Below are 12,300 nucleotides of genomic sequence, written 5' to 3'. Positions count from 1 at the left end.
TCGGCATCAATTGCACTGCAAACGGCCATCAAACCGTCTTAGTATGTGGCCTTTGAATTTGCCCAAGGCTCGCCCATGACCATCGAGATTCGCCCCGCCGTGCCCAGCGATGCTGCGCAGATCCTGACCTTTATCACTGAACTTGCCGAGTACGAGAAAGCTCGGCATGAAGTGATCGCCAGCGTGGTGGACATCGAGCGCAGCCTCTTCAACGAAGGCGCCACGGCCCATGGCCTGATCTGCTTGCGCGACGGCTTGCCGATTGGCTTTGCGGTGTTCTTTTTCAGTTACTCGACGTGGCTGGGCAGTAACTGCCTGTACCTCGAAGACCTGTACATCAACCCGGAGCAACGCGGCGGCGGGGCCGGCAAGAAGTTGCTGCGCCACTTGGCCAAAATTGCCTTTGACAATGGTTGCGGGCGCTTTGAATGGAGCGTGCTGGACTGGAACGAGCCAGCGATTGCCTTCTACAAATCCATCGGCGCCCAGCCTCAGGAAGAATGGGTACGTTATCGCATGGAAGGCGATGCCCTGCGCGACTTCGCCCTGGGCTGAAACCTCTTTCGTATAGTCACTAAAGATCGAATGTGGGAGCGGGCTTGCTCGCGAATGCGGTGTATCAGTCAGCACATGCTTTAACTGACAGACCGCCTTCGCGAGCAAGCCCGCTCCCACATTTTTTCAAGCGCCGCCCATTATATGGGACGATAATTTATATATTGAGATATTTCAGGCGATGGGTTTATAGTCGCCAGCATCAGCACTCACTACAAAAAATAAAAAGGTGAAGCGATGCAGGCGCAACCGTTGTCCCTACCCGCCGTGCCCGAGCCGACTTACGGCGAGCGGCTGAAGAACAAGGTGGTGATCGTCACTGGCGCCGCCCAAGGCATTGGCGAAGCCATCGTTGCCTGTTTCCAGGCCCAGCAGGCGCGGTTGATCATTGCCGATATCCAGGGCGACAAAGTCGAGAAGATCGCCGCTCATTGGCGCGAACACGGTGCGCAGGTTTACGCCCACGTGGTTGATATCACTTCCAAGGATCAGTGGCAGGCATTGGTCAACCTGGCCATCGAGCGCTTTGGCCGTGTGGATGTGCTGGTCAACTGTGCCGGCGTCAACGTGTTCCGTGACCCGCTGGAGATGAGCGACGAGGACTGGCGCCGCTGTTTCGCCATCGACCTCGACGGTGCCTGGTACGGCTGCCGCTCGGTGTTGCCGCACATGATCGAGCAAGGTATCGGCAACATCATCAATATCGCGTCCACCCATTCCAGCCACATCATTCCCGGTTGCTTTCCTTACCCTGTCGCCAAGCACGGCCTGCTCGGCCTAACCCGTGCCCTGGGTATCGAGTACGCGCCCAAAGGCATCCGCGTGAATGCCATCGCCCCCGGCTATATCGAAACCCAGCTCAACGTCGACTACTGGAACGGTTTCCCTGACCCCCACGCCGAACGCCAGCGTGCGTTCGACCTGCACCCGCCCAAACGCATTGGCCAGCCCATCGAAGTGGCCATGACAGCACTGTTTCTGGCGACCGACGAGGCGCCCTTTATCAACGCCACTTGCCTGATGATCGATGGCGGGCGGTCTGTGATGTACCACGACTAAAGCGTTTTTCAATAACAAGAAGGAGGTGGTCCATGTTCAAGCAAACACTCGGTGCCGTGGCACTGGCGATGGCGTTCTGCGGCTGGGTATCGGCTGAAGAAGTGAAGATCGGTTTTCTGGTCAAGCAGGCCGAGGAACCCTGGTTTCAAACGGAGTGGGCATTCGCGGAAAAAGCCGGCAAGGAGCATGGTTTCACCGTGATCAAGATCGCCGTGCCCGATGGCGAAAAGACCTTGTCGGCCATCGACAGCCTGGCCGCCAACGGCGCCAAAGGCTTCGTGATCTGCCCGCCGGACGTGTCCCTGGGCCCTGCGATTGTCGCCAAGGCCAAGGTCAACGGCTTGAAAGTGATGGCCGTGGATGACCGCTTTGTCGATGCCAAGGGCAACTTCATGGAAGACGTGCCTTACCTGGGCATGGCCGCGTTTGAGGTGGGCCAGAAGCAGGGCGCCGCCATGGCCGCCGAAGCGAAAAAACGCGGTTGGGATTGGAAGGACACCTATGCGGTGATCAATACCTTCAACGAACTCGACACCGGCAAGAAACGCACCGACGGCTCGATCAAGTCACTGGAAGAGGCCGGTATTCCCAAGGACCACATCCTCACCGCTGCGCTGAAAACCCTTGATGTTCCCGGCAGCATGGACGCCACCAACTCGGCCCTGGTCAAGTTGCCGAGCGGGGCGAAGAACCTGATCATCGGTGGCATGAACGACAACACCGTACTCGGCGGCGTGCGCGCTACTGAGAGCGCCGGCTTCAAGGCCGCCAACGTGATCGGCATCGGCATCAATGGCACCGACGCCATTGGCGAATTGAAGAAAGCCGACAGCGGCTTCTTCGGTTCCATGCTGCCCAGCCCGCATATCGAGGGCTACAACACCGCGCTGGCGATGTACGAGTGGGTCACCACCGGCAAGGAACCGGCCAAATACACCGCCATGGACGAAGTGACCTTGATCACCCGCGCCAATTTCCAGGAAGAACTGACCAAGATCGGCCTGTGGAAATGAGCGGCGCAGCCCTGCGTTTCAATGGCATCGGCAAGGAGTTTCCCGGTGTGAAAGCCCTGGCGCAGATCAGCTTTGAAGCGCGGCCCCATTCGGTGCACGCGCTGATGGGCGAGAACGGCGCAGGCAAGTCGACGCTGCTGAAAATCCTCGGCGGCGCCTACATTCCGTCCAGCGGCACGGTGCAGATCGGCGCGCAGACCATGGCCTTCAAATGCGCCGCCGACAGCATCGCCAGCGGTGTGGCGGTGATTCACCAAGAGCTGCACCTGGTGCCGGAAATGAGCGTGGCCGAGAACCTGTTCCTCGGGCATTTGCCCACGCGCTTTGGCGTGGTCAACCGGAGCCTGCTGCGTAAGCAGGCCCTGGCGTGTCTCAAGGGGCTGGCCGATGAAATCGACCCCGACGAGAAACTCGGGCGCCTGTCCCTGGGCCAGCGCCAACTGGTGGAAATCGCCAAGGCGCTGTCTCGCGGCGCCAGCGTGATCGCCTTTGATGAACCCACCAGCAGTTTATCGGCGCGGGAAATCGACCGCTTGATGGCGATCATCACGCGCCTGCGCGACGAGGGCAAAGTGGTGCTCTACGTGTCGCACCGTATGGAAGAAGTGTTCCGTATCTGCGATGCGGTGACGGTGTTCAAGGACGGCCGCTACGTGCGTACTTTCGAGGACATGAGCACGCTGACTCACGACCAGTTGGTGACTTGCATGGTCGGTCGCGATATTCAGGACATCTACGATTACCGCCCGCGAGAGCAGGGCGAGGTGGCGCTCAATGTCGAGGGCTTGCTCGGCCCCGGCCTGCGTGAGCCGGTGAGTTTCCAGGTACGCAAAGGCGAGATCCTCGGCCTGTTCGGGCTGGTGGGGGCAGGGCGCACAGAGCTCCTGCGCCTGCTCAGCGGCCTGGAACGCTCCAGCGCCGGCAGCCTGGCACTCTGTGGTGAACCGTTGCAGTTGCGTTCACCCCGCGACGCCATCGCCGCTGGCGTGCTGCTGTGCCCGGAGGACCGCAAGAAGGAAGGCATCATTCCGCTGTCCAGCGTGGCGGAAAATATCAACATCAGCGCCCGCAGCGCCCACGCCTCGTTCGGCTGGTTGCTGCGCGACGGCTGGGAGAAGGGCAACGCCGAGCGGCAGATCCAGGCCATGAAGGTCAAGACGCCGAATGCCGAGCAGAAAATCCTGTACCTGTCCGGCGGTAATCAGCAGAAAGCCATTCTTGGCCGCTGGTTGTCGATGCCGATGAAGGTCCTGCTGCTGGATGAACCCACCCGCGGTATCGACATCGGCGCCAAGTCGGAGATCTACCAGATCATCCATAACCTGGCGGTCAGCGGCATTGCGGTGATTGTGGTGTCCAGCGACCTGATGGAGGTGATGGGCATCTGCGACCGCATCCTGGTGATGAGTGAAGGCGCCTTGACCGGTGAGTTACCCCGCGCCCAAGCGGATGAAGCGCGCCTGCTGCAACTGGCGCTGCCACAGTCGCGGGCTTGAACAAGAATAAGAGGGTTTGGCTATGTCTGAGGTAAAAACAGCAAAGGGCTTCTGGCCAGGTTTCAATCAGCGCAAATTTCTCGATGATTGGGTGATGCTGTTGGCGGCGCTGGGCATTTTTGTGCTCAGCGCGGTGTTCATCGATAACTTCCTGTCTCCGTTGAACATGCGCGGCCTCGGTCTGGCGATTTCCACCGTGGGTATCGCCGCCTGCACCATGCTGTTCTGCCTGGCGTCGGGGCACTTCGACTTGTCGGTGGGTTCGGTGATCGCCTGTGCCGGGGTGGTGGCGGGCATCGTGATGCGCGACACCGACAGCGTGGCACTCGGCGTGTCGGCAGCCTTGGCCATGGGCCTGGCGGTAGGGCTGATCAACGGCATTGTGATCGCCAAGCTGCGCATCAACGCGTTGATTGCCACCTTGGCGACCATGCAGATCGTGCGCGGACTGGCCTACATCTTCTCCAACGGCAAGGCGGTGGGGGTGATGAATGAAGGGTTCTTCGTGTTCGGCAACGGCCAGCTGCTGGGCGTGCCGGTGCCGATCATCATCACCGTGCTGTGCTTTGTGTTCTTTGGCTGGTTGCTCAATTACACCACCTACGGGCGCAACACCATGGCCATTGGCGGCAACCAGGAAGCCGCGTTACTCGCGGGGGTGAATGTCGATCGCACCAAGATCATTATCTTTGCCGTGCACGGTTTGATCGGCGCCTTGGCCGGGGTGATCCTCGCGTCACGCATGACCTCGGGCCAGCCGATGATTGGCCAGGGGTTCGAGCTGACCGTGATTTCGGCCTGTGTGCTGGGCGGTGTGTCCTTGAGCGGCGGCATTGGCATGATCCGCCATGTGATTGCCGGGGTATTGATTCTGGCGATCATCGAGAATGCGATGAACCTGAAGAACATCGATACCTTTTATCAATATGTGATTCGTGGCTCGATCCTCTTGCTGGCCGTCATCATCGACCGCATGAAGCAACGCTGATGTTCGCCCTGTGAAGATCAAACTGTGGGAGCTGGCTTGCCTGCGATAGCGGTGTGTCAGCCAGCCCATCTTTAATTGACCCACCGCCATCGCAGGCAAGCCAGCTCCCACCTTGGATCTTCTGTGTTCAGGAGGGCGGTATTTGCCATAATGCCCCCGCTTTCATACTTATAGGCCCGATATGCAGGAAAACGCCCCCACCCCCGTCAAAGACGCCGCCCCCACCGGCACCCAGACCCTGTTGCGCGGCTTGGGGGTGGTGCAAGCGGTGGCGGCTGGTGCGCGGGATCTCAAGGAGATCGCCCGGCGCATCGGCACCACGCGCAGCACGACGCACCGCCTGGCCAGTTGCCTGGTGGACGAGCGTTACCTGCGTGTGGTGCCCCAGGTCGGTTATCTGCTGGGGCCCAAGCTGATCGAGTTAGGGTTCCAGGCCCGTGAAGAGTTGCCCTTGGTGAACCTGGCGGTGCCCTACCTGGATGAATTGTCGGCGCTGACCGGCGATACCATTCACCTGGCGATTCGTGAGTACGACGAGGTGCTTTACCTGCACAAGAACCCCGGCCGCAATGGGCCGGAAATGCGCTCGCGGGTCGGCCATCGCATGCCGTTGGCGCGCACCGGTATCGGCAAGGCGTTGATGCTGGATGACTCGCCGCAGGAGTGGCAGCGCTTGTACGAGGCGAGCTTGCCGACGGCGGGCAAAAGCCTGCAATGGCCGCAGCACCCGGAGCAATCCTGGGCGCAGCTCGAACAACGCATGCATGAGTATGTCGAGGGTGGCTACGCGTTTGACCTCGAAGACAACGAGCCTTCGATCCGCTGCGTGGCCGCACCGGTGCGCGATGCCAGCGGGCGCATCGTCGCCGGCATCAGCATCGCCAGTACGGTGCCCTACATGCCGCTGGAGAAAATGGCCGAGCTGATTCCTGTGATCAAACAGGTCGCAGCCCGGCTGTCAGCGGAGTTGGGCGCCAAGGCCTGATCAGGCTTTGAGGCTTGCCATGTCGATGACAAAGCGGTACTTCACATCACCGGCAATCATGCGTGCGTAAGCTTCGTTGATCTGCCGGATGTCGAGCATCTCGATGTCGCAGGTGATGTTGTGCTCGGCGCAGAAATCCAGGACTTCCTGGGTTTCGGCAATGCCGCCGATCAGCGAGCCGGCCAAGACTTTACGGCCCAGCACCAGCTTGGCGGCGTTGACGGGCGGGTCCACCGGCTCGATCAGGCCGACCAGGATATGCACGCCGTCAAAGCGCAGCACATCGAGGTAGGGGTTCAGGTCGTGCTGCACCGGGATGGTGTCGAGCAGGAAGTCGAAGTGCCCGGCAGCAGCTTTCATCTGCTCGGCATCAGTGGACACGATCACATGGTCGGCGCCCTGGCGACGGCCTTCCTCGGCCTTGCTCGCCGAACGCGTGAACAGCGTCACTTCGGCACCCATGGCCTTGGCGAACTTGATGCCCATGTGGCCCAGACCGCCCATGCCGAGAATCCCGACTTTATCGCCGGCTTTCACGCCGTAGTGCTTGAGCGGCGAGTAAGTGGTGATACCTGCACACAGGATCGGCGCAGCGCTGGCCAGGTCGAGCTTGGCCGGGATCTTCACCACGAAATGTTCGCTGACCACGATGCTGTCGGAGTAACCGCCCATGGTGTTGCTGCCATCCACGCGGTCCGGCGTGGCATAGGTCATGGTCGGGCCTTCGAGGCAGTATTGCTCAAGGTCCGATTGGCAGGCTTCGCAGTGACGGCACGAGTCCACCATGCAGCCTACGCCCACCAGGTCGCCGACTTTATGGGCAGTCACATTGGCGCCGATGGCGGTGACCTTGCCGACAATTTCGTGGCCCGGCATCAACGGGTACACGGCGATGCCCCACTCGTTGCGAGCCTGGTGGATATCGGAGTGGCACACGCCGCAGTAGAGAATCTCGATGGCCACGTCATCGACGCGCGGGCTGCGGCGTTCAAATGACATCGGGGCGAGGGGCGTGGTGGCCGACTGGGCGGCGTAACCGATGGCGGTGTACATAGTAAACCTCACAAAAGCTTGGACTGCAGAGGTGGCGAATTCTGCGCGTCGGCCTGGGGGCGCGAACATGGCAAATGCTCCGAGTCTCATGCCTATTCGTCCGGCAGTGCCTGAGGTTTGGATATATTGGCCGCCAGACCTGCGATGATGCTGTCATCCCTTATTCGCGAAGTTTTTTGCCATGCTGTTGACCCGCCATTTGGACGCCAATGCCACGCTGGTTGCCTTGATCGAAGGGCTCACGCCCCGCGACGGTTTTTCCCCGACTCACTTGCCCGGTGTGCAGGTGCTGCGCGCCAGTTGCGATGTGGCGCGTGGGCCGCAGATCTATGAGCCAAGCCTGATGTTCGTGGCCCAGGGCAGCAAAGTCGCCTACCTTGGCCCCCGCACGCTGGAGTATGGCGCCGGGCATTACCTGATCCAGGCGATGCCGGTGCCGTTCGAATGCGAGACCTTTGCCATGGCCCCCGAGGCGCCGCTGTATGGCGTGACGGTAGGCATCGACCGCGTGGTGTTGGGCGAGTTGGTGATTGCCATGGGCATGCAGGCCGGGCCACCGCCGACCGCGCAGACCTTGGAATCGATGAGTTCGGTGGTGCTGGACGATGCGATGCGCGGCTGCGTCGAGCGGTTGTTGCAGTGCCTGCACGATCCGCTGGAAAGCCGGATCATGGGCCCGGCGCGGGTGCGCGAATTGTTGTTCACCGCCTTGCGTGGGCCTCAGGCGGATGTGTTGCGTGCGCTGGTGGAACAACAGGGGCAGTTTTCGCGCATCGCCACCTCATTGAATCACCTGCATGCCCATTACGCCGAGCCGCTGAATATCGAGACGTTGGCCGGATTTGCGCACATGAGTGCCTCGACCTTTCATGAGCATTTCAAACGCTGCACCTTGTTGTCACCGGTGCAGTACCTCAAGCGCTTGCGGTTATTGAAGGCCCAGCAGTTGCTGCTGGTGGAAGGCATGAGTGTGGCGCAGGCGGCGCACAAGGTGGGGTACCAGAGTACGTCGCAGTTCAGCCGGGAGTACAAACGCTATTTCCTGCGCAACCCAGGTGAAGAGCGGGCCGCCTGACACCACAAGGTCATTGTGGGAGCTGGCTTGCCTGCGATAGCGGCGGGTCAGCCATACATTTGGCACCTGAAGGCCGCCATCGCAGGCAAGCCAGCGCCCACATTTTTTTCGATGTCGCCCACAAAAAAGGCTCCCATCTCGGGAGCCTTTTTGGGTTAAGCGAACGACTTACATATTCGGGTAAGTCGGCCCACCCGCACCTTCCGGTGTCACCCAGGTGATGTTCTGCGAAGGGTCCTTGATGTCACAGGTCTTGCAGTGCACGCAGTTCTGGGCGTTGATCTGGAAGCGCTTCTCGCCGTCTTCCTTGGTCACCACTTCATACACGCCAGCCGGGCAGTAGCGCTGCGCCGGTTCATCGTAGAGCGGCAGGTTGGTGCCGATCGGGATGCTTGGGTCTTTGAGCTTCAAGTGGCACGGCTGCTCTTCTTCATGGTTGGTGCCAGAGATGAACACCGAGCTCAGCTTGTCGAAGCTCAACTTGCCGTCGGGTTTGGGGTAGTCGATCTTCTGGCTGTCTTTGGCCAGCTTCAGGCAGGCGTAGTCCGGCTTGGTGTCGTGCAGGGTGAAAGGGATCTTGCCGCCGAAAATGTTCTGGTCGAGCCAGTTGAAACCGCCGCCAATGATCGCGCCGAACTTGTGCACGGCCGGGCCGAAATTGCGGCTGGCGAACAGTTCCTCATACAGCCAGCTGGCTTTGAAGCTGTCGACATACGCGGTCAGTTCGTCGCCGCCCTCGGATTCGGCAAACAGGCGGTCGGCCACGGCGTCGGCGGCGAGCATGCCGGACTTCATCGCGGTATGGCTGCCTTTGATCTTGGCGAAGTTCAGGGTGCCCAGATCGCAACCGATCAGCGCGCCACCCTTGAAGACCATCTTCGGCAGCGAATTCAGGCCGCCTTTGCAGATCGCGCGGGCGCCGTAGCTGACCCGCTTGCCGCCTTCCAGGTACTGGGCCAGCACCGGGTGGTGCTTGAGGCGCTGGAACTCATCGAACGGCGACAGGAAGGTGTTGCTGTAGGACAGGTCGACGATCAGGCCGACCACCACCTGGTTGTTTTCCAGGTGATAGAGGAACGAGCCACCGGTGTTCTCGTTACCCATGATGTCCAGCGGCCAACCGGCGGTGTGCACCACCAGGCCCGGCTGGTGCTTGGCTGGGTCGATTTCCCAGATTTCCTTCAGACCGATGCCGTAGTGCTGGGCGTCGGCGTCGCTGTCCAGGTTGAAGCGCTGGATCAGTTGCTTACCGATGTGGCCACGGCAGCCTTCGGCGAACAGCGTGTACTTGCCACGCAGTTCCATGCCCGGGGTGTACAGGCCGTCTTTTGGCTTGCCTTCACGGTCAACGCCAAGGTCGCCGGTGATGATGCCGCGTACCACGCCGTTCTCGTCGAACAGCGCTTCCTGGGCGGCGAAGCCTGGGTAGATTTCCACGCCCAGGTTCTCGGCCTGCTGGGCCAGCCAGCGGCACAGGTTGCCCAGGGAAATGATGTAGTTGCCTTCGTTGTGCATGGTCTTGGGCACAAAGAAGTCGGGCACCTTGGTGGAGGCTTCCGGGCTGCGCAGTACATAGATGTCATCGCGCACCACCGGGGTGTTGAGCGGGGCGCCGAGTGCTTTCCAGTCCGGGAACAATTCATTCAGGGCACGGGGTTCAAACACGGCACCGGAGAGGATGTGGGCGCCGACTTCGGAGCCTTTCTCGACCACGCAGACGCTGATTTCCTTACCGGCTTCGGCGGCCTTCTGCTTCAGTCGGCAGGCGGCAGACAGGCCAGCCGGGCCAGCGCCGACGATGACCACGTCGAATTCCATGTATTCGCGTTCCACAGGCTATCTCCTACTCAAGGCTCAACAGGCTTTTTTTTCTAATGGGTGGAGGTTCGGTGTAGTTCTGCGCGAAGGCAGCACCCACCTGTCTCTCTAGGTGGCGCATTATATATAGACCACTGACAGCGTCCAATACAAACGTTTGTTTGAATTGCCTGCAGCCTAGATAAATCAAAGCAACGGGGCTTATGACTGACCATTTTGCCGTATTGACCAGAATAGGCGTTCCGGTCAAGATACGGTCGGTTTTGCGCTTCCCGTAGGCAGACTGCAGGTTTCAAGAGCACGTCCAAAGACAGGCTGAAGGCAATAAAGGTGATGCGCCCCCCAACGTTGGAGCGCAGTTTACACGCCGCGATAAAGAATGACCTCTCAGTCACCACTGACGAACGGTCGTCATTTCCCGTGTGCAAGGCCACTGCCGAGGTCTTTGGAGGTGCCCTTGTGTGCCGATGAGCATCAACCGCCAGGTTCGCCTAGGCGACTTTCTTTTCACCGGAGAGTAACGAGGAATCCATGAAGGTTCTTGTAGCTGTCAAACGCGTTGTCGATTACAACGTGAAAGTTCGCGTCAAGGCGGACAATTCCGGCGTCGACCTTGCTAACGTCAAGATGTCGATGAACCCTTTCTGCGAAATCGCTGTGGAAGAAGCCGTACGCCTGAAAGAGAAAGGCGTGGCGACGGAAATCGTCGTGGTGTCCATCGGGCCGACCACTGCCCAAGAGCAGTTGCGTACCGCTCTGGCCCTGGGCGCCGACCGCGCCATTCTGGTGGAGTCTGCTGAAGAGCTGACCTCCCTGGCCGTTGCCAAACTGCTCAAGGCCGTTGTCGACAAGGAACAGTCTCAGCTGGTGATCCTGGGCAAACAAGCCATCGACAGCGACAACAACCAGACTGGCCAGATGCTGGCTGCACTGACCGGTTACGGCCAGGGCACCTTCGCTTCGAAAGTCGAAGTGAGCGGCGACAGCGTTGCGGTTACCCGTGAAATCGACGGCGGCGCGCAGACGGTTTCCCTGAAACTGCCGGCCATCGTCACCACCGACCTGCGTTTGAACGAGCCGCGTTATGCGTCCCTGCCAAACATCATGAAAGCCAAGAAGAAGCCTCTGGAGACGCTGACTCCGGACGCTTTGGGCGTTTCCACCGCCTCTACCAACAAGACCGTCAAAGTCGAAGCGCCGGCTGCACGCAGCGCGGGCATCAAGGTCAAGTCGGTGGCTGAACTGGTCGAGAAACTGAAAAACGAAGCGAAGGTAATCTAATCATGACTATCTTGGTAATCGCTGAACACGACAACAAGGTTCTGGCCCCGGCCACCCTGAACACCGTGGCCGCTGCCGCTAAAATCGGTGGGGACATCCACGTCCTGGTAGCAGGGCAGGGCGCTGGCGCCGTGGTTGAAGCCGCTGCGAAAATCGCAGGCGTGAGCAAAGTCCTGAACGCTGACAATGCCGCTTATGCGCATCAGCTGCCGGAAAACGTTGCACCGCTGGTCGCCGAGCTTGGCGCTGGCTACAGCCACATCCTGGCCGCCGCTACCTCCAACGGCAAAAACATCCTGCCACGCGTTGCCGCGCAGCTGGACGTTGACCAGATCTCCGAGATCATCTCGGTAGAAAGCGCCGACACCTTCAAGCGCCCGATCTACGCCGGTAACGCCATCGCTACCGTGCAGTCCAACGCCTCGGTCAAGGTCATCACCGTGCGCGCCACCGGTTTCGACCCGGTTGCTGCCGAAGGTGGCTCGGCTGCCGTTGAAGCCGTCTCCGCTGCCCACGACGCTGGCACTTCCAGCTTTGTCGGCGAAGAGCTGGCCAAGTCGGACCGTCCTGAACTGACCGCTGCCAAGATCGTCGTTTCCGGCGGTCGTGGCATGCAGAACGGTGACAACTTCAAACACCTGTACGCCCTGGCCGACAAGCTGGGTGCTGCGGTCGGCGCTTCCCGCGCTGCTGTCGACGCAGGCTTTGTACCCAACGACATGCAGGTCGGCCAGACCGGCAAGATCGTTGCGCCACAGCTGTACATCGCCGTCGGTATCTCCGGCGCTATCCAGCACTTGGCCGGTATGAAAGATTCCAAGGTGATCGTTGCGATCAACAAGGACGAAGAAGCGCCGATCTTCCAGGTAGCCGATTATGGCCTGGTGGCGGACTTGTTCGAAGCCGTACCTGAATTGGAGAAGCTGGTCTAATCCAGCCGCTTCACTTATAAAGAGCCCGGTCTTATGACCGGGTTT

General features: G+C 60.2%; 11 protein-coding genes. 9 read left to right on the top strand and 2 right to left on the bottom strand.

What is annotated here, in order from left to right; genetic code table 11:
- Positions 1-75: 75 nt before the first annotated feature.
- The 6 genes from AB4P90_RS21720 to AB4P90_RS21695 all read left to right on the top strand — a co-directional run bounded on the left by AB4P90_RS21720 (position 76) and on the right by AB4P90_RS21695 (position 6,096).
- Positions 76-555 carry a GNAT family N-acetyltransferase gene (locus AB4P90_RS21720; RefSeq protein ID WP_395605368.1) on the top strand — a complete coding sequence of 160 codons (480 nt, stop codon included), beginning with the start codon at positions 76-78 and terminating at the stop codon, positions 553-555.
- Positions 556-792: 237 nt separating this feature from the next.
- Entirely contained in the window at positions 793-1,614 is an 822-nt protein-coding gene (locus AB4P90_RS21715; RefSeq protein WP_323559191.1) for an SDR family oxidoreductase, read from the top strand.
- 32 nt (positions 1,615-1,646) lie between these two features.
- Entirely contained in the window at positions 1,647-2,627 is a 981-nt protein-coding gene (locus tag AB4P90_RS21710; RefSeq protein WP_014719544.1) for a substrate-binding domain-containing protein, read from the top strand.
- Positions 2,624-4,123, top strand: a complete 1,500-nt coding sequence (gene araG, locus AB4P90_RS21705) for an L-arabinose ABC transporter ATP-binding protein AraG (RefSeq protein ID WP_395605367.1) — start codon at positions 2,624-2,626, stop codon at positions 4,121-4,123. The genes AB4P90_RS21710 and araG overlap by 4 nt, the downstream gene beginning before the upstream one ends.
- 22 nt (positions 4,124-4,145) lie before the next feature.
- The gene (gene araH, locus AB4P90_RS21700) at positions 4,146-5,111 is read left to right on the top strand and encodes an L-arabinose ABC transporter permease AraH (protein ID WP_395605366.1); all 966 of its coding nucleotides are present in this window, start codon (positions 4,146-4,148) and stop codon (positions 5,109-5,111) included.
- A gap of 181 nt (positions 5,112-5,292) precedes the next feature.
- Positions 5,293-6,096, top strand: a complete 804-nt coding sequence (locus AB4P90_RS21695) for an IclR family transcriptional regulator (RefSeq protein ID WP_019820600.1) — start codon at positions 5,293-5,295, stop codon at positions 6,094-6,096.
- Here AB4P90_RS21695 and AB4P90_RS21690 read toward each other — a convergent pair whose 3' ends face one another.
- Positions 6,097-7,149: an NAD(P)-dependent alcohol dehydrogenase gene (locus AB4P90_RS21690; protein ID WP_133633152.1), complete on the bottom strand. Its 1,053-nt coding sequence runs from the start codon at positions 7,147-7,149 to the stop codon at positions 6,097-6,099.
- A gap of 181 nt (positions 7,150-7,330) precedes the next feature.
- On the opposite strand from AB4P90_RS21690, the gene AB4P90_RS21685 reads away from it, so the two are divergent.
- Positions 7,331-8,224, top strand: coding sequence for an AraC family transcriptional regulator (locus AB4P90_RS21685; RefSeq protein ID WP_003193483.1), 894 nt, complete (start codon positions 7,331-7,333; stop codon positions 8,222-8,224).
- A 168-nt stretch (positions 8,225-8,392) separates the two neighbouring features.
- Here AB4P90_RS21685 and AB4P90_RS21680 read toward each other — a convergent pair whose 3' ends face one another.
- Positions 8,393-10,057, bottom strand: a complete 1,665-nt coding sequence (locus AB4P90_RS21680) for an electron transfer flavoprotein-ubiquinone oxidoreductase (protein WP_020301874.1) — start codon at positions 10,055-10,057, stop codon at positions 8,393-8,395.
- Positions 10,058-10,573: 516 nt separating this feature from the next.
- Between AB4P90_RS21680 and AB4P90_RS21675 the strand changes: the two genes are divergently transcribed.
- Positions 10,574-11,323 (top strand): electron transfer flavoprotein subunit beta/FixA family protein, encoded by a 750-nt coding sequence (locus tag AB4P90_RS21675; protein WP_395605365.1) that lies wholly within the window; start codon positions 10,574-10,576, stop codon positions 11,321-11,323.
- Positions 11,324-11,325: 2 nt separating this feature from the next.
- Positions 11,326-12,255, top strand: a complete 930-nt coding sequence (locus AB4P90_RS21670; RefSeq protein ID WP_014719537.1) for an electron transfer flavoprotein subunit alpha/FixB family protein — start codon at positions 11,326-11,328, stop codon at positions 12,253-12,255.
- Positions 12,256-12,300: the final 45 nt, after the last annotated feature.

The organism is Pseudomonas sp. B16120 (assembly GCF_044218845.1).
GTDB lineage: Bacteria > Pseudomonadota > Gammaproteobacteria > Pseudomonadales > Pseudomonadaceae > Aquipseudomonas > Aquipseudomonas paracarnis.
Note: the sequence above shows the minus strand (reverse complement) of the source record. Positions and strands in the feature narration are given on the sequence as shown.